The following is a 21,254-nucleotide window of genomic DNA, read 5'->3' on the forward strand; positions in this document are numbered from 1 at the left end:
AAGCATTATTATTAATTCTTGTTTTCTCAATGATTATGAAAAAAATTTGTTCATAAAGATTGAGATAAAAAGAAAATTATTCATGATGTTTGAGATAACAGGAACAATATATCTACATTTGAGTTAAATTATCATTCCAGTTTCTTCAAAATTCGAACTGGCCAATGCCATAGTACATGAGGGATGTATAATTGCTGCTATAAAAAAGTTTTGGCACCAAAGCCATTTAGTTCATTATGGCTAATAACTTACTTGGCTAAGAAATAATTAGTCTTCTATGACGGATTTTTTTTTATTATAAAGACCTTTTGAATGGTGAATACCATTTTTGTTTTCAATAAACTTCAAAAGTCCTGCAATTGCTACTTCGATTTCTAAAAGAAATTCTAATATGAAAGGGATATTATCATACTGTTTTTCCCTTGTGTCATAAATTAATCGTTCTGCTAACCATGCTAACTTTGAAACCATAAGGATATTTCTAAGTTTATTTTTATGAACGGATTCCTGGCAATCCCAAAGTACGGTATAAACTGTTTTTGAGAATACTTTTAATGAGAGAGCCGTTCTTAGTTGATTATGTAACACAGAAATATAATCATCGGTTGTTGGTATAAGTTTGTTAAAAGCCGAAAAATGAATTAATGTTTTTTTTGTTTCTAAAAGGTAATCTTCTAAAATTTTATTTTCCATTCCATAACTTCCTTTTATTAACGTTCTATCGACCTTAAAAAATCCATCTTTCTTTTTAAATTCCGTGTTTTTTGCTAAGTATGGATAAATGTTGGGTTTGATTATAAGGATGGGCCAAAATGAGGCATTTTGTAGGTTATCATGGGACGACAATTTCTAATGCAGATAAGATCCTTGTAGCGTTGGAGGAAGTCGAGAAAGCAATAAAGGGCAATAAAAAACACAAAATTGCTAGAAAGCTTTTTGGGAAAAAAGGGAAATGGAGAAAGAATACAGTAAGATATGTATAGAGGTTGCAGAAACCCGTAACAGGGAAACCATTAATAATTTTAGTTAAAGGTAGGGTGTACAATTTGAACAATCCTTGGACAGCTTTACTAGCAATTATAGTAGTTATAACAATGTTATACGCCATGACTGAGATTCAAGAAATGATAAAGGAAGAGTCGAAAAAAACACAAACTACCGAAGAGAAGTCGTTTAATACACACTTCGGTGCTAACCCAACTTTCGGTATAGCACGATGATTAAATGGGAAATATTAATAAGATTTATGAACATTATGCCCTTCAACGGAGGGATTTTCCCCTTAGAAGGCTTCTAAGGGGATTTACATTTTAGTGGAAAATGCTGAGGGCTGAATCCGCATCAAAAAACAGGATTACTAAAGAAATTGGCAACCTAAACAAAACTGCTGTTATTAAAAACTAATTTAGTAACTCAAACACTCTAGAACCCGCATTCCTGCGTTGCCAACTCCTATGTTCTGAAAAGTAAAGTTGGTAACTGAATTTTTCAATGCTTGAAAACAAAGATGGTAACTAATTTAATCCGAAGCCCGCATTTTATCAACATTTTACGTACCGCTTCATTTTCCTAAAAACGAAGCAAGCACCCTCCACTAACACAGTAGGTAAACCAGAGCGTGGCAACCAATATTGAATGGTCTAATATATTAGTTTGGATTAGACAAAATAAAAACGAACAGTCTTATAGCTGTTCGTTCACTAATTGTTATGTTTTTTTCCATTGCCTTTTCTCTTTTTAGGAATCTCCGCCTCTATCCGTTTCAACAAATATCTTTCAAATTGGAACAGAATGCGGATTAATTCCATTATCCTTGGCAACTCTTCATGATGAAAATTATCCAACCGATCCATTGTCGTAAACTCAATTAGTTTGGATAAATGGATATGATACGGGTCTGAATTGGTCCTGTATCTTTTATCCCGTGTTTTGGATTGCTTGTGAAAGCCGAACACCAAATGACGATTCCCTTTATCATCCTTTCTGTATAAATCATAGTGGTATTCTTGGATGGAAGAATCTTTATTCAGCAGTTCATCGACCGTCATAACATAATTCAAATCATGAAATTTAATGTTTTTTACTTTATGGAAACGCGTTGAGCTTTTATCTTCAATCTCATAAATAATATCGTTGAATTCATTTTCCAAGTCATCAAAATTTGTAGTGAAAATGACTACTTCTTTTTCTTCACTCATAATCATTTAACATTTTAGAAAAATGGGACCACGTTCCAAGGTCCTTTTCTTCTTCAAATGTCAATTCGCCTTTTTCACCAAGTATTTCATCCAAATTGCCACCGTACTTTTTCTTCAATGCGTTAAGCTCGATTAGAATTTCATCCCGTTCGTCTTCCATTGAGAGTTCTGGCGGATTGGCATGATTGTTTTGATATTCTTCAACGATTTCTTTTATTTTGATACGTGCTCCGTTGGCCGCTTTCCATTCGGTATTTTCGTTTATCTTCGCATGCTTGTTGCTTTCCCTGCTTACTCCTACAAACCGACCTTGATTAATCCATTTATTAATGGTTGTTTGGCTAACTTGAAAATACTTCGCCAAATCGCTAGTGGAATATACCAATCCATCTGAAAGATGCTCTTCTTCGGACTGAATTAAAGAGTCGATTAATTTGGGCAGGAAGGTCGAAATGGAACTTTCGTTCTTTAGCAGATCCACAATTTTATCCAGATTCGGGACATTGGGATTTAAATTATTAACGATTAACTTCATAAAAGTGGGACTTATTTTTGATTGACTCAGCACTTGTGCAAAGTCATCGGCTTCCCTTAACACTTCTCTTCTTTCTTCAACAGTGACCATAAATCTCTTCACCTCTTTCACCCCCTATTATACCACAACTAAAACCAAACTGAAACCAAATTGAAACCTAATATTTATTTTATTCAAAGACAACAATTTTAGTCCTCTATTTTTTTAAAACAGATACGACACCTGGCGGAGATTCAATAAGGCGGGTTTAAAGAAGGTGCAAGTGGTTTAATTAATAAATTCATGGGAATTTCTCATTGTAAATATAACGTCTTTTTCATCATCTTTCTTAATAAAGGGAATTTAGAATATAGGTATTCTAAAACAAAGTTGGTAACTAAAAGGCAATAGAAACATTGAGTTTAGTAACCACACCAAAAAATTGGAAAACCAAGTTAGTAACCCAACTGATTTATTAACATGAATTGTTCATTAAAAATAATGTCGGGTACTAAAAGACATTCAAACCCGCATTATTGCGTCTCAAAATGTCATTGTAGAAAAATAAAGTCGGGTACTGACTTTTTTAATAAGTAAAAGTACCCTAATAATAGACAGCTTGGTCCTTTCTTATCATAAATGCTTTAATGCCATTACTAAAGTCAGTTCCCATCTTGTTTTCAAGTTCCCGATTTTTTTACTCATCAATAGATACATTTTAATCAAAAGATCGATTAAACAAAAAAAGACCGAGGAACGTACTATTAATACGTTCAACGGTCCTTAACACATAAGTAAGTTACCAACTTTGTTTTCGAGTTACCTTTGTTTTGAAGTTACCAACATTGTTTTGAAGTTACCAACTTTGTTTTAATTCAACAACTGCCACTATGAATAAAATTGAACAAAAATTATATGAACAATACAGTGGTTTTATTAAAAAGACTAATGACTCTAAAATTGCAGCTCTTGAGGAAGAAATAATTAAATATAAAAAAAGAAATCAAATGCTGGAATCGATAAATAAAATACAATTAAAAGGAAAGTGGAGGCTAAAAAAGAAATAAAAAATATTGACAAATTTAAACACATCAGCATATAATATTAATAAGATTTATGTACATTATGCCCCTCAACGGAGGGATCTTCCCCTTAGAAGGATTCTAAGGGGATTTACATTTTAAATTGGACATTTTTAATAAACTCAATAAAGGATCGAGTGGCGTACGTTAATATGCTGCTCGGTCTTTTTTTTCAAGAACATATAAAAGTAATTATTGTTTGGAGAACCCCTATTGCTTACAGATAAAAGATGAATAATTACAGGGAAGCGGTGATTCGAGCCGATAATTATTAGCAAAGGGCTAATTATGAGATTACTCGACAAACAAGGTAACTGTAATGTCTTTAATACTCCTGCATTCCCGTATACTAAGAAATAATAAGTTGTCTATGATGGATTTTATTATAAAGTCTTTTTGTGCAGTAAATTCCATTTTTGTGTTTGGATCCATATGAATAATTCAAATCTTATTTTGATGGACAGATTCTTCATCATCCCAAAGTACGGTATTATGTTTGAGAATTATACTAACGAGAAAACTGTTCTTAGAAAAATAATTGGTTTTATTGTTACACTTGAATTTCAGGTAACTATTTTGAGGTTTAATTAAACAAATAAGTGCAATCAAATATCTAGATGAAATTGGTCTTTTTTGTTTCATTACCAACATTCATCAATACTTCGCCCCTTATCCAATGATAATTTAGTACAAGGCGAGGATAACCCATTAAACAGAGGAATTAAAGTGATGGGGTGAGATGATATGTTTAATATTCATGACATTGCAGAAGAGATAAAAGGGTTATATTCTGAAAATGAAAAGGAAACATAATTGCAAAACCTAAAGGTGGATTGCGATCCAATTGATTACATGCAAATTTGGTCATATTCTGTTTGTTTGAAGATAAATGAGGTTGAAATCAGGGAATTTTTATTATTCGAAATCGGAGATGGAATAGGCTCAATTGATAAGCACAGAAAACACATGCAAATGACTATTTATTTAACGGATTACTTATCAAAAGTAATAGAGGATTACTTAAGTAATATGAAGTGCGAAATCACTAAGATAATATCTATGGATCAACCAGTTAACAACCTTTTAATACCTCCTGGGTTTGTACAAGTTTGAATAAAAGGGGCCTGCAACCCTAACATTGGCAGTTGTCCCCCTTTAGTTAAGGATTTGGCAAGACCTGTTTATCCCCGAAATACCTCTTAAGGATGCAATTTTGTTAAGCGAAATTTAATGAATGTTGCAGTACCTGATTTCTTTTTGAATGGTCTTTTTTCTCTGCCTTTTTCTTTAGCTTTCATGTATGTATATTTAACTGTAAGAAATATTGACAATAAAAGAATAAGGAATATTATGTGAACTGGAATTCAGATTCAATAAAAATAACAAAGAAATGGGGTGAATAATATGGATGTGAAAAAAATGCTAGAAGATATGAAAAATCACTTAGACTCAATATCCGACGAGGAGCTAGACAAGGAATTGGTCAAAGCGGGGTTCATTAGAATAAGTAAACCAGGAGTGGTGATTTATGCTGATGAAGAATAGTTATTAACAGAATCTAAACATTATTTGCGAATTATCAAGGGTGTAGATATGTCTTTTTTTCGTATTTTTCCTAAAACGTGTAAGGGATGAAAAGCCCAGCCAATAAAACGGTTGGGCTTTTCGCATGGTATTTAGCTTCCATCCAAAGTGTCATGCTTAAAAGAATCATCATGGTATTTACTTACAGGATAGCAATTAATCACAACTTAATAGCTTTGTCGCGGGTTTATATTTTCAAAGAAGGCTTTGTTTAAGGACAATAGGACGCTATAAGATAAATTATTTTTCCATACCTAAAGAATGCGCGCTAAAATGGCAGAGTAAACAATTGATTAAAAATACGAAGTAAGGATGTTTAGGAAATGGCTTTTAAAAATGACAATGCATTGGAACAAAAGACAACGCGATTTCATTTGAACGTCAATTCTAAACGGATTTAGCAATTTGTTAGGAAGGAAGATTTTAATGAACTTCAGTATGATGTTAATCGTTTGGTTGGTCATTGGTCTTGGGTCAACGGTGCTTTTAAGAAAGATAAGCAACAGTGAAATCCTTAGTATGTGGAAAGACAGTATGCTGGACCGATGGTTTATCCCGAAACAACCGAAATTATTCATGGCAGCCACGTTTATCCTGTTGGGCCCCATCGTCCCGTGCCTGTATCTGAGCAATAAGGTAAGCAAAAAGTGACCAAAAATGCGACATAAAAGGAGTTGAGAAAATGGAACTAACAAACGAAATCATGCAGGAAATCAAAGAAAAGAGACAATGGTTATCAGATTCAGATTCATTGTTTCTATGTCAGTTAATTGACAAAGTTTTAGAACAACAAAAAGAAATCGAACAGTTGAAAAAAGATAAATTGATGTACGCAAAAATCGCTACTGCTGACGTTAAATCAAAACCGAAACCCAAAACATGGTTTAGTCATCGGTCAGATAGATAATGTCGCAGTTCGGATTAAAACCGAAGCAAATATAATTTTAAAAAATAGTCGAATATAATTATCCGACTATTTTTGCAATTTAATATGGATCCATTAGTAAATTGATTGCACGGTCTATATAGTAGTCATAATAAATAATGCGGGCGTTGAACCAGAAGCCCTCTAGCATTGGCAATCACCCCTTGTTTATCCTTCTTGGGGGGTTCCTATCCCTAGGCGTTGATAGTTGCTGGGGACAGTTATCACCCTAATAAAAGCCCTTAGGGGCCTTCTGGACAACTCTGGATTGACGAACGGTCTTTCCCTGCTCCACCTTGTTCTTTGGCCTTCATGTAAGCCTTTTACAGCCTTTCAGTGATTGGCATGATGTAACCCCTCTTTTATTCTCATAAAAGAGTAAAAGTCATTCAATCATGATGCACAACTTTAGCAAATATCGAAAGCTTTTGACGTTTCCTTTCACAATCTAAAATTTGAAGTGGGTATTCTAGAGGAAATAGGATGCACAAAGAGAATAATCGTGACGTTTGCATTCACGGTCATGCACAAAAAAGGGGATTACTGAAACCGTAATGCACAATTTCTATTCTTTGTGACGTTTCCCTTCACAACGATGCACAATATCCTAGAGTATCGACAATAATAGAGCTATAATTTGTTTCTGATGTTTAACTCATTGTGGATTATAAATGTTTATTAAAGACCTCTTTTATATTTGCTTCGTCATAGGGTTTCCATATAAATCCCTTTGCTCCCAGTTTTATTCCATCAATCACATTCTGTCTATGTACTCCAGTCATCATGATAACGTGAGCGTTTGAGTTTATTTTCATAATTTCTTTTAGAGTTTCAAACCCGCTCATGTTGATCATGAAGCAGTCGATTAGTATTAAATCAACTGTTTCGCCATATTTATTTAATTTTTTATAGTGTTCGAATAATTCATTCCCATTAACAAACCCTTTAATGTCAAAATCACCAATTCGGCTTAAAATTTCTATCAATATAGGATGCCAATTTATAAAATCATCAACAAATAAAATCCGCTTCAATTTAATCCCTCCTATATTTTGGAATTCTACCGTTTTCAACTATTTCCTTATTAACAGCACTTGTTTGAAATGGTATCTTAAAATTATTAAAAGGAGGATGAGTAGGTGAATAATGAACTAAACTCATTAAAAAAGCTATTCCTTTCAGCGGTTCAGTCCGAAAATTACGAAGGTTTCTCCTTAGTTGGAGTTATGCATTTGAAGATATAATTCGTTGTTAAGCACTAATTTAAAGGTGAACTACTCAGAAATGAGTGCTTTTTAGTTAAAAGGGTTAACATCTTAATAAAGATGGAACATAAAAAAGGATTTATCCAAGAATGAGTGTAATGAATTATTACATAAATTATAAAATTTATTGACATTATAAAGATAAATGGTAATATTACATTACACGGAGGTGGTTTGAATGATTACTTTTGAAAAAATTGGTAATAAGATTAAAGAGTTAAGAAGCCAAAAGGGTTTAACCCAGAATGATATATCAGACCAACTGTCTCAACAGGGGATTAATATAAGCAGGGAAACGTTTAATAAAATTGAAAATGGAAACCGTTCCATTTCAGTTATTGAATTGAATGCAATTTGCAAGGTATTAAATGTAACTGTTGATGATTTAGTAAAAGATTTGGAAGAAAATAATGATCTTGTAACCTTGTTCCGTAAAGGTCATGAACTTTCCGAAGAGGATGAGGAATTTTTGGACGATTTTCAATTAATGGCACGCTCATTAATTGCCCAAGAAAAAATTTATCACGATAAAATCAAGCGTACACCTAGAAGACCTTTGTGGAAGGGAAATGGTGATGCATGAGTAAAGCCAGGGATCGTGAAGAAGAGCTATTGCGGATGGAAATCAAAGATAAAGTTGATACGGTAAGGTATTACTGGAGTAAGAAAGGTTTAACCGATATTTTTGATATCTTGGAACATCAAGCTATCATCATAAGGAAACCTAAACTAACAAGTAATGTCGATGACTTGTTTTCGGGTTTTACAACTTATATTGATGACCATTTCATTGTATACATCAATACCGCCCATACATTAGGAAGGCAGAGATTTACAGCAGCCCATGAATTGTATCACCTCGAATATGACAGGGATTTATTAACAAAAGAAAAGGCTACAACAGAAAAAGAACTAAAGACGAATGACAAGTATGCGGACAGATTTGCAACTGAATTCCTAATGCCTGAAGATGCAGTTAATGAATATGTTCTTAGGGAATTAGCAGATACAACAATTCAACCTGAACATGTTGTGCGGATGATGTACTATTTTAAGGTGAGTTATCGGGCAATGGTGAATCGATTATTCTCATTGGGATATATCGATACTAATCAGGCCGATGCACTAAAAAGTATTTCCAGCAAAGAAAATGCTGGGGTTTTATCAACTCTTGTGAAAAGTCAGGGGTTAGAACCAACATTAATCACCAAGACTCAAGAATCTTCAATTTCAAAGAAGTATCTTCATTATCTTTTTGATAATTACAGAAACAAGAAAATAGCGTATGGTCGTGTAAAATCCACTTTGGAGTATATTGGTCGTACTCCTGAAGAATATGGTATTTATCCTCCCGATGAAACGTAAATATGACGAATAAATTAAAGGCTTCTGTTTCTGATGCAGACCTGTTAATTAATTTATCAAAAGTAAACCGCTTGGACATTCTTGAAAGTTTGTTTGATGAAATCATCGTTCCTGAATTTATTTTACGAAGAGAAGTGCTTCGGATATATAAAGATGCATATCCTCTGATTTCTCGCAAAATAGACGACAAGAGCAGCCTTTTCCAACATAAGGATTATGAGAAGGACTATGCCTTAAAACTTGCAGCGGAACCAGTCGTTGCAGAGTATTTCAAATGGGTAGGTCGTGGTGAGTCAGAATGTGCTGGATATGCAAGGGCACTTGAGATTGCCATTATTGTCTCGGACAACACCAAGGATTTCGATATTATGGAAGAAGAATTCATCATGCTTACCCATGTCGATATTTTGGTTCTCCTAGTGAAAAAAGAACTGATGAGCTTGGAAGAAGCGGCTCAAATTTACGACTCCATTAATGAAATGAAAACAGGAAAGTACAAGTTTTCGGCAACCTTTCAGGAACAAATTCCTAAGCGTCTAAAACGAATAAAGGATAACGGTTGGGGACCATATCTCGGATTGAAATAATTGACCATACATACACTGCTGTTTTGACCAAAAACTAGAGTAGATTAAAAGATTCAAAGTATTGCTTAAAATAAAGATTGAGTGGTATACCTTTGTATGCTTCTTGGTCTTTTTTTTCATCGGCCGCTTATCTATTTGTTCATCAATAAATGGTTGAAAAACAAAAGTGTTAGAAAGCGAAAGGGCAAAATTAAAATTGATATTTCTGTATCTAAACAAATTTCAAATCGAACGGGACTATTCGGCATATTAGCAATCATTCTAATAATTATATTCAGATTTTTGATATAATTAAGCAAATTTATATCACTAATTAAAGGGGATATTTTATGGTAAATCGAAAACATATTGATGCCAAAAAAATAATAAAGCCAACTTTTCAAAGTGCTAAAGAATGTGGTTGTAAAGAAGACAGGATAGGATTATGTCCTATGTCGAGTGATTTGATTCCCGATGAAGAAAACGGCTGTGATTTTTGTAGGAAAGTCAAGGGAACATGGGATATTAAAGAAAGAATATTGGGTTTGATAAGTGAAGATGATTTAAAACATCTGGATTATTACGATTTAGATGAAAAAGATAATGTGAAACATATTATTGATTCATGTTTTAAGGAGTTAGGTTATCTACAAGCTGGTATACTTTTTAGCTTTGTAAAGCAAAACTGCTCTTTTGAGAATGATAACTATGCAATTAGAGTTGAAGGAAATGGCAAAGTAATTGCGGAGGGGCGACATAGAGTTAAGATAGCACAAAATATGGGTATTGAAATACCCGTTCATTGGTATTAGGAAGTAAAGTATTTTTCAACAGAAAATGTGGATAGACCAATTAAACGAGTATTTCCTACTTTTTTATTTGTCTGTAATGGCGAATTAAAGAAAATATATTTAGGTTGTTCCAGATAGATATAGTTCATAATCAAGGGGTTGTTTTCTGGATTTTCATCAAGTAATAGAATGGATAATTCGTTTTGCTGGGTTAGAAAACTTGTAATTTTTTTATTGTTGCTTAACGTTGTTGAAAGACCACCAATTTTAATATTTCCCTTATTAAAGGTTTTCAGGTTAAAACATTCAAAGCCCTCCATTGGCATGAGGGAATATTTCTCTCCTGATATTTCACTCAATATTCTACTGGATAATTGAGAACTGACCTGTCCCAATACAAAGACAACATCTTTCTTATTTATATCTTCAAAAGTTATATTTGAATCGATATTACTTGATATACATAAAAAATCCAGCATTTTATCACCTCGTTTAAATATTTTTACGAAATAATGGATTTACCTTTTGTGAAGCGAAAATAAAGTCGGGTAGTGACTTAAAAGATATACCTTCATGTGCCTTTTTGATAAAGCTGCAATGCCTTTGAAAGGATTTTAGTCACTACTCTTTAGCCTTCCCTCTAGAATTAGCAATCGCCCCTTGTATATCCTTCTTGGGGGGTTCCTATCCCTTGGTGTTGATGGTTGCTGGGGGACAAGGTTATCTCCCTCATAAAAGCCCTTAGGGGCCCTCTGGACAACTCTGGATTGGCGAACGGACTTCCTAATCTAACTTGTTCTTTGGCTTTCATGTATGCATTTTACAGCCTTTCGTGATGTTCACATAAACCCCCTCTATTATTCTTAGAAAAAGTCATTCAATCAAAGATGCACAACATTAGTCAATATCGATAGATTGTGACGTTTGCCTTCACAAGGATGCACGAATTCTATCGAGGAGAAATAATATAGCTATAATCATTTTCCGCTGCTTAACCGCCACATAATAATTGTATGCATTCATGATGAAAGAGAGAAAAATCAAAGTCACTACTTGTAATAGTTAAAAGGCTCTCTGAATGTATGATTTTACTATTCACAAAAATGTACCATCTTGTCGAAAGTTCATAGGAGATTGTATGGAATAATTTGGGTTAAAGGAGGGAGATTATGAAGTATTTTGTTCTGTACGTTACATGGGGGGATACCAGAATCGATAAATTTTATTTGAAGGGAAAGTCGTATTCATTTATGGAGGAAAGAATTGAACGATATTCGAACGGATGCCTTTCAACTAACAAATTTACAATATATACGGATAATGCAGTTTACGGTGTGCTGAGAGAGGTGCCTCCTGGTGAGGCATTGGAAATAGGTAAAAATGAATTTGCTTTGATAAATGAAAATAGAAGTTACGATGTTAGGGATAAACTATATTAATCAGGTGATGGGATTCTAACGGATAAAGAGTAAATACTTGAATTTTACAAGATAATTAAACTTCCACTTCCAAACATGAATAACAAATTAGTGCATGGAGATAAAAATAATATCGACAAGTGTCAGTTTACCTGGAAAATGATTCCGAATTATGTCATACTATTTATTAACAATAATGGTAAAAAATATTTTAACTGGGGAGGCTCTATGAATTCATCCTATAAAATTAAAAATCTTGAATACTTGAATGTAAATCAGAAGAATTGGCAATTTTATTGGAAAGAACTTGGTCTGAATATTGAATATTTAGCTGAAACAAAATTTAAAGATGTGGACTCCAGTTTTTTAACAGAATTGAAAGGCTTGAAAAAAACTACTCTAATTGAAGTATCGTCATTCCTGCTAGGCGATAAGGGAAAGACTGATAATTATGATCAGATTGCAAAACATGATTTATCCAAAGAACAAAAGTCGCTTTTTCTGCTTTTAAGGGAATTTACACTCAGGAAAAAGAAATCAATCCTCGAATACATACAACGTACCAAAAACAATATAGAATATAACTCGGAATTGGCATTAGTTTGGTCGCTATATAAAGAGGCACCAAACCTCCTCTTTGATTTGTCTACCTACCACCATTGGAGAAATCGCTCAACAGATAATATTTACACTTATGGGAAGTCCCAAACAAAGGAGTACGTCTTAAAGATTGTAAATGAAAAAGGGTTTAGGGACGAGCTGTGTAACAGCCTTTACGCCGCATCTGGGAAAGCGAATAGTTACAAATTATATTCCTATTCTGTAATAGGCAATATCCTTATTTTTCACTTGTATAAAAAAATCAATGATAAAACAGTACCTGACTTCGAACAGCCCGTAAGAAATCGGGAGGTAAAATCAGTCCTGTTTTCAGTTGACTTAGAGCATAAGAGGGTTGAAATCAGGGATTATACAACCAGAGAAAAAGAAGCGGTATTGAAATACTTGTCAAAAACATTTGGCGATAAGTTGGAGGAAGTGGTAAGTGAGCCTTACCTAGATTACAATCACGAAACACTGAAGGATACGCTTTTAGGAGCGGACAAAAATAATGAAAATAAGATGTCCCCAGATGAATTTTCAATAACTGCAATCACTTTTAAACGAAGCATTTTGCCGAAATCCCCTTTGATTCATTTCGAGTTGGAAAATGATGATGTGATGGAAGCTGTTCATGCAGCTCACCAGGAAGGGATAGTGGATTTAAGGGATTTGAAGGATGTTAAATCGTTACGGATTAAAATGTCAAATTCATCGAGGACCATTCGAACCATTACCCTCGATTCGGGCGACGTTATTTTTTCATTGGATGATGGAAATTTAAACGATGAAACAAGGGAAATGATAGGAGAGAGATTCAAAAATAAATTTGACGTTCCACTTAACCAGCCGATCTCCAACCTTTATTTTGAAAGAGGCATAGAGGAAAAGATTGATTATCTAATGGGAATAGGCAGGGCCGAGAAGTTTGATAATACTACAAATGAAAAGTTTGAGGAACTCTTAAAAGAAAAGCTTATATGCAAAATAAAGATTGAAGAACGTCATTGTCCAGTTTGCAAAGAGGTATATGATAAAGAAACCGATATGTGTTTCGAATGCGAAAAATCATTAATTTCAAATATGAAGGAATCAATTGAAATAAATGAGCGCGAGGCACTAAGGTACCTTGAAAGGAAACTAAAGCCTTTTCTGGAGTATCCTTGGTCAGTGATAAAAGATAGAACCGTTACAATAGAAAAGCAAGGGTATAAATTATTAGTTTTATATCATGACGAAACAGGCGAGGAAATACAGTTTCTGATTACTGCCAGGCAACTTTCCAGGAAAGTAATAAAAAAAATAAACCGAATGGCAGTAAATACTGTAATTGTTTTTGCTGGTTCCAGCGAGGTCAATCTCGAAAAACATAACGAGCATAGAATCGTCCCAAAAAACTTCGGCTTTTTTTATGTGATGAACAACTCCAAGCAATTTTCTGAATTCATGCTTGGGTTATCTGAAGAATTTTCCCGAAGATGGAAACTTTCAAGTTCCAAGTCTGGGCTTGAGGCTTACCGAACAATAAAGGAATGGTTGGATGGAGGAACCGATTATACAGATAAGGATCTTGAAGATGACACTTATGCATTAATAAATGACATCACCCCTAACAATGTGAAATGGGGATCGAAATATAGTGGCAAGATAGTTCCAGAAGGTGCTTTTACTTTAAGCTATAAGACAAACAGGGAAATAGGCAAGTATGTCTATACTTATGATTGTAAATTGACTGGAAGGGATAAAGGCTATCCGTTAGACATCGGGGAACAAAGAAAAGCTGCGCATTATATAAGAAATATGTCCACCTCTGATTTCCTTAAGGATTATATAAATGGCGAATTTATCAATGCACATCTCATAATCTCCAATAAGGTCGACATAAAAAAAATAGAAGCTATGAATAACCATTTGAGAACAGAAAGACTTGAGACAAGGGTAAAATTGATCAAAATAGAAACCTTAGTACGTATTTATGAACTTTATTTGGAGAATTTCAGGGATATTTCATCCAAGCCAAACTATTTTAAGAAGTTCTTGGTCGAATTAATAAATAAAGATACAGATGAATTGAAAATGAACGAAGTTGAGAAAGAAATAGCAAGGCTACTGAAACCAGGCTTAATGGAACAGCAGCCTTTGGACATGCAGGAGTTGACTGACGCAGTTTTAAAAGCTACAAATGTCGAAGAATTAGTACGGAAATAATTAAATTTCTTAACCTTAAAAGGGGCAAGTTAAATTTTTGATGTTTAGAGTAAATATATACAAATTTAGGAAGTCGGTAATGGAGGGACTTTATGGGTTTTTTGTTGCTGAAATAAGACCTGGTGTCTATTATAGAGATGCCACAAATGAAAATCTGGAATTTGAAACAACAGAATTATCAAATGCCCTTGTTTTTGAAGAAAATGAAATAATTAGTGAGAATCTATTATTAGAAGAACTTAAGTATACAACTGGTCTCAATTTGGGTGAAAAGGTCAAGTTTCCCAAAGTATAAATAGACAGCAATGGTAAACCTATATCCATTATTGATTAAGGTGTGAGACTACTCACATCTTTTTTTCTTGGTGTTATAATTTACTTTAAGTTAATACATTTGAACTTTGATTAATTGATGTTGAATTCCTTATTGAACTAAGAGGCGGGTATTGATTATTTAAGATTTTTATAAAAATTATACTGAATAGATTGATTTTTATGTATAATAATGGAAAATGGATTTCTATTGGGGATAAGGTTTTGGTGCTATCTTTGTATAGATTATGAAAGATAAATTTAAGGGGGAACTTTATGAAGAAAACACTCGGCTTACTTTTCTTTTTGCTTATCGGAGTAATTTCCGCTGCTTGCAGTAATGAAACAATAAAAACAGAAGATGTTGAAAAACTTGTAAAGGAATACAAAGCTGAACAATATAATTTCAAAGACCCTAATAACATTCCTTCAGGGATAGAAATTGGGGATAAGGTAAAAAAATACTTATCAAAAGGTACCTTCGAAAAGTTAAATGCAAATCAGGTTTTCCAAATTGCACCTGAATTCGTAAAGATAACCAAAAAAACTATTGAATTAGAAGATGTTTTCCTTGAAAAAGAAAAGGAAATGGACGATGGATCAATAGATTATAAATATACCTTAAAATTAAAGGTATCTGATGAACAATCAAGCGAGGTAATTGAGAAGAAGGGTCAATTAACAGTTTTGAATGCTGGTGATTTGTTAATAACTCGGGACTGGGAAAATAAGGTAATAGTTGATGGTGTACCAATTTAAAGACGGTTAAAGGGAGTAGCATTTCAAACTCCTTTTTGTTAATGTGCTTCTTGTTATGCTATCGTGCTGTTTATCTGCCATAAAGGATTAAAACAAGGTGACCAATAAAGGGGTCCTTATTTTTATGTTCATTTATCAACAATATTATATAACAGATTGTAAATATAAAGGATGGGGTGAATACAGAGAACAGAGATAATTCGATATTTGAGCAGGCAGAAAAATATAATACAAACATTTCTTCTTAACTAACGGGTGTGATGATCCAAGAAGGATTACCGCCCTTTTTTGAATTCCTTATTGAACAAACGTGGCAGTTTAGTTGAACAAGCAATGATTTGACATATAAATTATCTTCACTTCAAACAATTCAAGGAGGCGATTTATTGAAAAAATTAGCTTTCACTTTTATGTTTCTGGTCTTATTATTAACTGCTTGCCAAACAAATGCTCCCAATGTAATTACAGTGGAAGAAGTGCTAACTTCATTTGAAGAACAGCAATTGTCACTAAAAAAAATCAAAGTCAATGAGGACCATATTTTTGGAATGAAACTTAATGGGATTAGACCTTCTGGTTATGAATTAGATGGAAAAAAGGTCTTAGTTTATATCTATGATTCAAGTGACGAACGAGAAAAGGGTTTGGAAGATTGGCGTGAAAAAACAGCAAGTATGGATATTGTCTCCTCATTTAAAATATATGAGGTTAATAATGTGTTACTGTTTTATGTTTATGAAGAAGAGTTCCTAAATAGTGAAATAGACAGTAAAATACAAAATGTAGTAAATGGATTAAGTCGTTAATCGATTTTCAACTAATTGGGAAGTTTAGTTCAAGAACAAATATCAATGGAGGAAATAAATGGAGACAAACGATGAAGCAATATGGGAATCTTTAAGGACATTCTCTCTTATATTAAGTACCTCTTCCTTTCGAAGGAAGATAAGTTGGAAAGCAATTTAAGATTGGTAAAAGAAAAATATTGGTTTCAACAATTAGTGGAACATCAGCCATCCATTCTTGACATAATTGAAAGAGACAATGATTTCAAGGCTTATTTCTCATCGAGAAAAAAGGTTTGGAAATTGTTAAGGGACACAGAAGAACGACAGCGTTTCAAAAGTTGCTTAAAAGAAAAGTTACCAAGCTAACGGGGCAGGATAGTTTAATAAAGTACATTTCCGAATAGTTTAAAGAATATCCTTATTAAAGGGGGAGGGAACGGGTTGAAAAGAAAACTAACTATTGCTGTTGTATGTGGATTTGTCATTATAGCGGCTGGACTTTTATTCATCTTGGATAGAGCGAAATACACTAATTATAAAGAAGCCGTGTCTGATATGCTAAGTGATGGTGAACAAGTTAATAAAATTGAAATCCTTTGGACAATAAGAGACGATAATCAAGGGTATATACAGAAAACAGCTACAATAACTAATGAAAATACTATTAGAAGAATATTAGAAGAGCCTTCTAATATGAAATTAAAAAAACACGATAGAACTCCTGGCGTTGAATACATGCTTACATTTTATTCAGATTCAAAAACTCATTACATTTATTTTGGCGAAGGTGATATGGAAATAGGTAATAGTTTTTTTAAAGTCGCAGATGAAAATCTGCTTGAAAAAGTTATTAAGAATGAAGACCTAGAGTGGATAACGAAAAAATAATACTGTCCCTTTATTCAACAAACGGGTGCTAATCTTCAACAAAGTGCTACTATAAAAAAGCTCGAAGCATAATGGCTCCGAGCTTCTTTACGTGGTAATTTTACTGCTAATTTGTCGGCTAATTCAACTGCGAATTACCGAGCGAAATGCACTACTAATTCGAATTTTTACTTCAAAACGGAACCTGTTACTTTGAGATGAGGCGTTTTTTGTTTTATTGAATAACTGATAAAAAACAAACATTTGTTGACATAAGGTAAAAATCCAATATAAGTTAAAGGAAAAAAGATGGGAAAACGTGGATGACATTTATTTATGATAATGTTTTAAAAATGGCTGATGAAGATGCAAAAAATGACTTTTTAAAATTAATATCCAATATTGAATTTAAAGAAAGAGAAAGTGAATTAAGGAAATTATTAGAACGGCCAAATCTAACCAAAGTTTTAATAATAATTATGGGAATGGGGTGAGAAAATGGAGAAATATCTTTTCCATTTAAATAATTCCGAAAATCGGTCGGAAGTAATGCGAATTTTAAATAAATTTTCAAGAGCAGATTTATTACCCAACAAAGTTGCAGAAGAGAATGTAGAACTCTTAAAGACCTTAAATAACATTGGCGAAGGAAAGATTTATGAAATGGTTGTAAACGATTTTAGAGAATTAAAGTGTTATAAAAACTTGTTATTTACAGATGCTATGTAGCCGCAATTGCGGCTTTTTTTATTGAGAATCCTGGTTGAAAATATTGGCGAAGAATACACTAACATACAATATATAGTGTTATTAGAACGTATATTCCTGTATATATGGACAAAATATGATAATAAGCTTATAATAAATATTGTGAAAAATTTAAAATATACATAATTTTAATACAACAATGAAGCTTTTAAATACACATACCATTACAAAGGAGAATTGAATGAAACTTAACGACCATTTTAAAAAATTCGTAGCAAACATTTCCTTGAATCCAACAAGGAAAAGCCGTATTGAGAGCGCATTGTCCCATTGGGAGGATAATTTCAAAGATGATGTAGAATTAAAGGATTTGTTTTTAGACTTTTATACACAAGGTTCTTACAGTACACATACAGGAATAAAACCAAAAAGCGGTGGGGATTTTGATGTTGATGCCATTCTGAAATTAGACTTGGATGAAAGCGAAGACCCTAAAGAGACACTCAAATGGATTGGCGAAAGGGTTATAAGCCATAAGGAATTTGAAGATCGAGTAAATGTGAAAGACCGTTGCGTTAGAATTCAATATGCTGAAGGATTCCACGTTGACATTGTTCCATCTATTCCATTTGAAGAAATCATCAAAATTCCATCCAAGAAAGAGAATGAATGGTGTAAGACCAATCCAGCAGGATTCACAAGCTGGTGCAATGATATTAACAATTCATCCGATAAATATTTCGGGAAAATCGTTAAAATCATGAAGCACTGGCAAGGCGAAAAGGTTGGGGAAGATACAGCTCCAAAATCCATATTATTAACGACATTAATCGGGAATTCTTTTGTAAAGAAGAGTTCCATTGCGGAATCGTTGGTTGAGACATTGAATTCACTAATCGATGAATTGGAAATACTGGTTGATGATGAGGAAATATTTGTTGAAAATCCTTCCCTTGAAGATGAGAACCTTGCGCGAAATTGGGATACTGAAAAGGCTAAGCGTTTCCTTAAAAAGGTGAAAAAACTCAAAGAGGATGCAGAAGATGCAATGAATGATACCGATAAAGATAGCAGCATAGAAAAGTGGCAGGACATCTTTGGCAAGTCTTACTTCCCATCGGAGTTAGGCGAAGCGAAAGACATGGCGGATAAAATCAAACAAGGTGCAGTCAAGGTTTCTTCAATAGGTTTGTTGAACACAGAACAAGGGACAAAGCTCAGAGATCATCGTTTTTATGGTGAAAAATGAGATTTACCCGCACTAAAACTACTAATCTTGGAATGCAGGATTTTGCCATTGGAAAAAAATTTTCATCTTTTACACTGTATAAAAACAGTCATCAGGACATCTTTTGGGTCGGGGAATTGCAACCCGACCCAAATTTTCCGATATATACAGTAAAAGTACAATATGACCCATACAGCCCAAAAGTTTTTGTTTTAGAACCAGAGGTTTTAAAAAATGCTCCACACCGTTATAGTGACAAATCGTTGTGCCTTTACCATCCTAACGATAAAAGCTATAAACCTGACATGCTTATTGCGGACACAATCATTCCCTGGACATGTGAATGGTTGTACTTCTATACGGTTTGGCTTGAAGAGGGTGTATGGTGGGGAAAGGAAGCGCCGCATGGTCCTATATGAAAAAGAAGGGAATTAGAAAATGGTAAATTGGGAGTCTTATAAAAATGGGGACTGGCAAATGAAAGAGCCAGGTACTTTTAAGATATTGTCCATTGATGGCGGAGGGATGAAAGGAATAATTCCTGCTCGTTTTTTAAAGCAAGTGGAAGAAGTCATTGGGGAACCTATCCATGAGCACTTTGATTTATTAGCGGGAACATCAACTGGAGGAATCATTTGCCTAGGGCTAGCATCTGGAATGAGAGCAGAGGAGATTGCAAACTTATACATCAATGAAGGTGCAAAAATATTCGGTACAAAGAAATCAAAAGTTCCGATAAAAAAATTCGAAGGGTTAGGAATAAGTGCAACATATGATAACGAACCTTTAAAAAAATTATTAATTGAAAAGTTTGCTGACAAGAAAATCCGTGATGCCAATACAATGCTTTGTATCCCATCAATTGAACATCATAAAGCGGAGCCAAAAGTGTTTAAGACTCCTCATCAACATGACTATATAAGGGATGCTGAACGGTATATGTGGGAAGTAGGCTTGGCAACGTCAGCGGCACCAACTTATTTTCCAGCCGCCTGTATCGGTGACAATGAGTGTAAGATTGACGGTGGTCTCTGGGCAAACAATCCAGTATTGATTGGAATTGCCGAGGCGAGGAAGATGGGGTTCCAACTGGAACAAATCAAAGTGCTTTCAATCGGCACTGGGGATAGCATTTATAATGCTCCAAATAAAATTGCTGAAGCTGGTGGGCTACTATCATGGCAGAAAAATTTAGTGGAACTAACCATGCAAGCACAATCAAAAGGAGCATGGCATACCGCAAAATATTTAATTGGCGATAATTTAATTCGTTTAAATCCTATTCTATCGCAAGCTCTGCCCCTAGATTCGACAAACGAAGAAGATATTTCTTTAATGATTAGAGAAGCGAATCATATGTTTGAAAGGACTTTCGTTGGAGACCGAGTTAGGGACATGTTTTTTGAAACGAATGCAATTTATCAATAGAATGATGGAGCGATTCCAAAAATCGCTCCATTTTAACTGTTTCGCATAATATTGAAAATGTTAAAGGAGAACTTATGTAAATGGGTGTCTTTGAGTTTTTCACAGGAGCTGCTGGCATAGTAACAGCGATAATCAGTTGGAAAGCATTATTATCCAAGTCGGATTTGGAACAGGTTTTTCTTACTCATGAGCAGAAGATAAAATTGTATTACTTAAAATTAATTAGTCTATCTGGGTTAATCGCTTTTCTTTTTGGTGACCTATATATTTTATGGAGCTTGACGTTTAAAGGAAAGACAGCGGCGACGGCAGATTGGAACTTTGCGATTGCATTGGGCTTTGTGGTTTTTATTTGTTGCCTCATAACACTGGGTGCGATAGAAAAAGTCATACAAAACCTTGTGCTCAAAAGTCATACAAAATATAAAGTAACACTTGAGAATATTGGTGAGGTTTATATTCTAAAAATGATGAATGAGCAATTATGTATTTGTTCTAAAAATCCAAATGCTGATTTTTATCGAAATGACATTGAGTCAATTCTTGTGAGGTTGGAGGATTTGATCCAAAAGCCACTTATCAGAGTAGAGATTGAAGTTCCTAAGCGGCCTGTTTTAAAAAAGCTATTTGATTAAAGTTTCTTTGAAA

Annotated in this window: 25 protein-coding genes; 20 read left to right on the forward strand and 5 right to left on the reverse strand. The window is 33.8% G+C overall.

Annotated elements, in window-relative coordinates; all coding sequences use genetic code 11:
* Positions 1 to 267: 267 nt before the first annotated feature.
* The gene (locus tag RB160_RS19135) at positions 268 to 693 is read right to left on the reverse strand and encodes a hypothetical protein (RefSeq protein ID WP_316572036.1); all 426 of its coding nucleotides are present in this window, start codon (positions 691 to 693) and stop codon (positions 268 to 270) included.
* Between the two features lie 119 nt (positions 694 to 812).
* On the opposite strand from RB160_RS19135, the gene RB160_RS19140 reads away from it, so the two are divergent.
* Complete coding sequence (locus RB160_RS19140) at positions 813 to 983, forward strand: hypothetical protein (RefSeq protein WP_316572037.1); 171 nt, start codon at positions 813 to 815, stop codon at positions 981 to 983.
* A 717-nt stretch (positions 984 to 1,700) separates the two neighbouring features.
* On the opposite strand, the gene RB160_RS19145 is transcribed toward RB160_RS19140, so the two are convergent.
* Both RB160_RS19145 and RB160_RS19150 read right to left on the reverse strand, forming a co-directional pair.
* The gene (locus RB160_RS19145; protein WP_316572038.1) at positions 1,701 to 2,198 is read right to left on the reverse strand and encodes a hypothetical protein; all 498 of its coding nucleotides are present in this window, start codon (positions 2,196 to 2,198) and stop codon (positions 1,701 to 1,703) included.
* Positions 2,191 to 2,835, reverse strand: a complete 645-nt coding sequence (locus RB160_RS19150) for a helix-turn-helix domain-containing protein (RefSeq protein WP_316572039.1) — start codon at positions 2,833 to 2,835, stop codon at positions 2,191 to 2,193. The genes RB160_RS19145 and RB160_RS19150 overlap by 8 nt, the downstream gene beginning before the upstream one ends.
* A gap of 1,772 nt (positions 2,836 to 4,607) precedes the next feature.
* Here RB160_RS19150 and RB160_RS19155 point away from each other — a divergent pair.
* The 3 genes from RB160_RS19155 to RB160_RS19165 all read left to right on the forward strand — a co-directional run bounded on the left by RB160_RS19155 (position 4,608) and on the right by RB160_RS19165 (position 6,285).
* A complete protein-coding gene (locus tag RB160_RS19155) occupies positions 4,608 to 4,907 on the forward strand; it encodes a hypothetical protein (protein WP_316572040.1) in 300 nt (99 codons plus the stop codon).
* 291 nt (positions 4,908 to 5,198) lie between these two features.
* Complete coding sequence (locus tag RB160_RS19160) at positions 5,199 to 5,339, forward strand: hypothetical protein (RefSeq protein ID WP_316572041.1); 141 nt, start codon at positions 5,199 to 5,201, stop codon at positions 5,337 to 5,339.
* A 721-nt stretch (positions 5,340 to 6,060) separates the two neighbouring features.
* Positions 6,061 to 6,285, forward strand: a complete 225-nt coding sequence (locus RB160_RS19165) for a hypothetical protein (protein ID WP_316572042.1) — start codon at positions 6,061 to 6,063, stop codon at positions 6,283 to 6,285.
* Positions 6,286 to 6,968: 683 nt separating this feature from the next.
* Here the strand turns inward: RB160_RS19165 and RB160_RS19170 are convergent.
* A complete protein-coding gene (locus RB160_RS19170; RefSeq protein ID WP_316572043.1) occupies positions 6,969 to 7,337 on the reverse strand; it encodes a response regulator in 369 nt (122 codons plus the stop codon).
* A gap of 409 nt (positions 7,338 to 7,746) precedes the next feature.
* On the opposite strand from RB160_RS19170, the gene RB160_RS19175 reads away from it, so the two are divergent.
* From RB160_RS19175 to RB160_RS19190, 4 genes are all read left to right on the forward strand, one after another.
* Entirely contained in the window at positions 7,747 to 8,151 is a 405-nt protein-coding gene (locus RB160_RS19175) for a helix-turn-helix domain-containing protein (RefSeq protein WP_316572044.1), read from the forward strand.
* Complete coding sequence (locus RB160_RS19180) at positions 8,148 to 8,933, forward strand: ImmA/IrrE family metallo-endopeptidase (RefSeq protein WP_316572045.1); 786 nt, start codon at positions 8,148 to 8,150, stop codon at positions 8,931 to 8,933. Before RB160_RS19175 ends, RB160_RS19180 begins: the two co-directional genes overlap by 4 nt.
* A 2-nt stretch (positions 8,934 to 8,935) precedes the next feature.
* Positions 8,936 to 9,520, forward strand: a complete 585-nt coding sequence (locus RB160_RS19185; RefSeq protein WP_316572046.1) for a PIN domain-containing protein — start codon at positions 8,936 to 8,938, stop codon at positions 9,518 to 9,520.
* Between the two features lie 329 nt (positions 9,521 to 9,849).
* Positions 9,850 to 10,311, forward strand: a complete 462-nt coding sequence (locus RB160_RS19190) for a hypothetical protein (protein ID WP_316572047.1) — start codon at positions 9,850 to 9,852, stop codon at positions 10,309 to 10,311.
* Here RB160_RS19190 and RB160_RS19195 read toward each other — a convergent pair.
* Positions 10,308 to 10,769, reverse strand: a complete 462-nt coding sequence (locus tag RB160_RS19195) for a hypothetical protein (RefSeq protein WP_316572048.1) — start codon at positions 10,767 to 10,769, stop codon at positions 10,308 to 10,310. The genes RB160_RS19190 and RB160_RS19195 overlap by 4 nt on opposite strands.
* Positions 10,770 to 11,459: 690 nt before the next feature.
* Between RB160_RS19195 and RB160_RS19200 the strand changes: the two genes are divergently transcribed.
* From RB160_RS19200 to RB160_RS19250, 12 genes are all read left to right on the forward strand, one after another.
* Positions 11,460 to 11,729 carry a hypothetical protein gene (locus RB160_RS19200; protein ID WP_316572049.1) on the forward strand — a complete coding sequence of 90 codons (270 nt, stop codon included), beginning with the start codon at positions 11,460 to 11,462 and terminating at the stop codon, positions 11,727 to 11,729.
* A 207-nt stretch (positions 11,730 to 11,936) separates the two neighbouring features.
* On the forward strand, positions 11,937 to 14,516 hold the full coding sequence (locus RB160_RS19205; RefSeq protein WP_316572050.1) for a hypothetical protein: 2,580 nt from the start codon (positions 11,937 to 11,939) through the stop codon (positions 14,514 to 14,516).
* Positions 14,517 to 14,595: 79 nt separating this feature from the next.
* On the forward strand, positions 14,596 to 14,811 hold the full coding sequence (locus RB160_RS19210) for a hypothetical protein (RefSeq protein ID WP_316572051.1): 216 nt from the start codon (positions 14,596 to 14,598) through the stop codon (positions 14,809 to 14,811).
* Between the two features lie 293 nt (positions 14,812 to 15,104).
* Complete coding sequence (locus RB160_RS19215; RefSeq protein WP_316572052.1) at positions 15,105 to 15,587, forward strand: hypothetical protein; 483 nt, start codon at positions 15,105 to 15,107, stop codon at positions 15,585 to 15,587.
* A 386-nt stretch (positions 15,588 to 15,973) separates the two neighbouring features.
* Positions 15,974 to 16,393: a hypothetical protein gene (locus RB160_RS19220; RefSeq protein WP_316572053.1), complete on the forward strand. Its 420-nt coding sequence runs from the start codon at positions 15,974 to 15,976 to the stop codon at positions 16,391 to 16,393.
* A gap of 423 nt (positions 16,394 to 16,816) precedes the next feature.
* The gene (locus RB160_RS19225; RefSeq protein ID WP_316572054.1) at positions 16,817 to 17,263 is read left to right on the forward strand and encodes a hypothetical protein; all 447 of its coding nucleotides are present in this window, start codon (positions 16,817 to 16,819) and stop codon (positions 17,261 to 17,263) included.
* 302 nt (positions 17,264 to 17,565) lie between these two features.
* Positions 17,566 to 17,736 (forward strand): hypothetical protein, encoded by a 171-nt coding sequence (locus tag RB160_RS19230; protein WP_316572055.1) that lies wholly within the window; start codon positions 17,566 to 17,568, stop codon positions 17,734 to 17,736.
* Positions 17,737 to 17,740: 4 nt separating this feature from the next.
* A complete protein-coding gene (locus tag RB160_RS19235) occupies positions 17,741 to 17,971 on the forward strand; it encodes a hypothetical protein (protein ID WP_316572056.1) in 231 nt (76 codons plus the stop codon).
* A 220-nt stretch (positions 17,972 to 18,191) separates the two neighbouring features.
* Positions 18,192 to 19,199 carry an SMODS domain-containing nucleotidyltransferase gene (locus RB160_RS19240; protein WP_316572057.1) on the forward strand — a complete coding sequence of 336 codons (1,008 nt, stop codon included), beginning with the start codon at positions 18,192 to 18,194 and terminating at the stop codon, positions 19,197 to 19,199.
* Positions 19,200 to 19,231: 32 nt separating this feature from the next.
* Positions 19,232 to 19,597 carry a type II CBASS E2 protein gene (locus tag RB160_RS24125; RefSeq protein WP_483870183.1) on the forward strand — a complete coding sequence of 122 codons (366 nt, stop codon included), beginning with the start codon at positions 19,232 to 19,234 and terminating at the stop codon, positions 19,595 to 19,597.
* Between the two features lie 58 nt (positions 19,598 to 19,655).
* The gene (locus tag RB160_RS19245) at positions 19,656 to 20,606 is read left to right on the forward strand and encodes a CBASS cGAMP-activated phospholipase (protein ID WP_316572058.1); all 951 of its coding nucleotides are present in this window, start codon (positions 19,656 to 19,658) and stop codon (positions 20,604 to 20,606) included.
* Between the two features lie 80 nt (positions 20,607 to 20,686).
* Positions 20,687 to 21,241 (forward strand): hypothetical protein, encoded by a 555-nt coding sequence (locus RB160_RS19250; protein ID WP_316572059.1) that lies wholly within the window; start codon positions 20,687 to 20,689, stop codon positions 21,239 to 21,241.
* The last annotated feature ends 13 nt before the right edge of the window (positions 21,242 to 21,254 follow it).

It is taken from the genome of Neobacillus sp. YIM B06451 (assembly GCF_032667185.1).
Taxonomy (GTDB): domain Bacteria; phylum Bacillota; class Bacilli; order Bacillales; family Cytobacillaceae; genus Bacillus_D.

Bases quoted from the DNA above. Each gene is read 5' to 3' on its own strand.
- RB160_RS19235 (WP_316572056.1), top strand. From the start codon at position 17,741: ATGGAGAAATATCTTTTCCATTTAAATAATTCCGAAAATCGGTCGGAA.
- RB160_RS19180 (WP_316572045.1), top strand. From the start codon at position 8,148: ATGAGTAAAGCCAGGGATCGTGAAGAAGAGCTATTGCGGATGGAAATC.
- RB160_RS19245 (WP_316572058.1), top strand. From the start codon at position 19,656: ATGAAAGAGCCAGGTACTTTTAAGATATTGTCCATTGATGGCGGAGGG.
- RB160_RS19140 (WP_316572037.1), top strand. From the start codon at position 813: ATGAGGCATTTTGTAGGTTATCATGGGACGACAATTTCTAATGCAGAT.
- RB160_RS19160 (WP_316572041.1), top strand. From the start codon at position 5,199: ATGGATGTGAAAAAAATGCTAGAAGATATGAAAAATCACTTAGACTCA.
- RB160_RS19190 (WP_316572047.1), top strand. From the start codon at position 9,850: ATGGTAAATCGAAAACATATTGATGCCAAAAAAATAATAAAGCCAACT.
- RB160_RS19250 (WP_316572059.1), top strand. From the start codon at position 20,687: ATGGGTGTCTTTGAGTTTTTCACAGGAGCTGCTGGCATAGTAACAGCG.
- RB160_RS19135 (WP_316572036.1), bottom strand. From the start codon at position 693: ATGGAAAATAAAATTTTAGAAGATTACCTTTTAGAAACAAAAAAAACA.
- RB160_RS19230 (WP_316572055.1), top strand. From the start codon at position 17,566: ATGACATTTATTTATGATAATGTTTTAAAAATGGCTGATGAAGATGCA.
- RB160_RS19210 (WP_316572051.1), top strand. From the start codon at position 14,596: ATGGAGGGACTTTATGGGTTTTTTGTTGCTGAAATAAGACCTGGTGTC.
- RB160_RS19215 (WP_316572052.1), top strand. From the start codon at position 15,105: ATGAAGAAAACACTCGGCTTACTTTTCTTTTTGCTTATCGGAGTAATT.
- RB160_RS19165 (WP_316572042.1), top strand. From the start codon at position 6,061: ATGGAACTAACAAACGAAATCATGCAGGAAATCAAAGAAAAGAGACAA.
- RB160_RS19145 (WP_316572038.1), bottom strand. From the start codon at position 2,198: ATGAGTGAAGAAAAAGAAGTAGTCATTTTCACTACAAATTTTGATGAC.
- RB160_RS24125 (WP_483870183.1), top strand. From the start codon at position 19,232: ATGCAGGATTTTGCCATTGGAAAAAAATTTTCATCTTTTACACTGTAT.
- RB160_RS19175 (WP_316572044.1), top strand. From the start codon at position 7,747: ATGATTACTTTTGAAAAAATTGGTAATAAGATTAAAGAGTTAAGAAGC.
- RB160_RS19195 (WP_316572048.1), bottom strand. From the start codon at position 10,769: ATGCTGGATTTTTTATGTATATCAAGTAATATCGATTCAAATATAACT.
- RB160_RS19240 (WP_316572057.1), top strand. From the start codon at position 18,192: ATGAAACTTAACGACCATTTTAAAAAATTCGTAGCAAACATTTCCTTG.
- RB160_RS19185 (WP_316572046.1), top strand. From the start codon at position 8,936: ATGACGAATAAATTAAAGGCTTCTGTTTCTGATGCAGACCTGTTAATT.
- RB160_RS19200 (WP_316572049.1), top strand. From the start codon at position 11,460: ATGAAGTATTTTGTTCTGTACGTTACATGGGGGGATACCAGAATCGAT.
- RB160_RS19205 (WP_316572050.1), top strand. From the start codon at position 11,937: ATGAATTCATCCTATAAAATTAAAAATCTTGAATACTTGAATGTAAAT.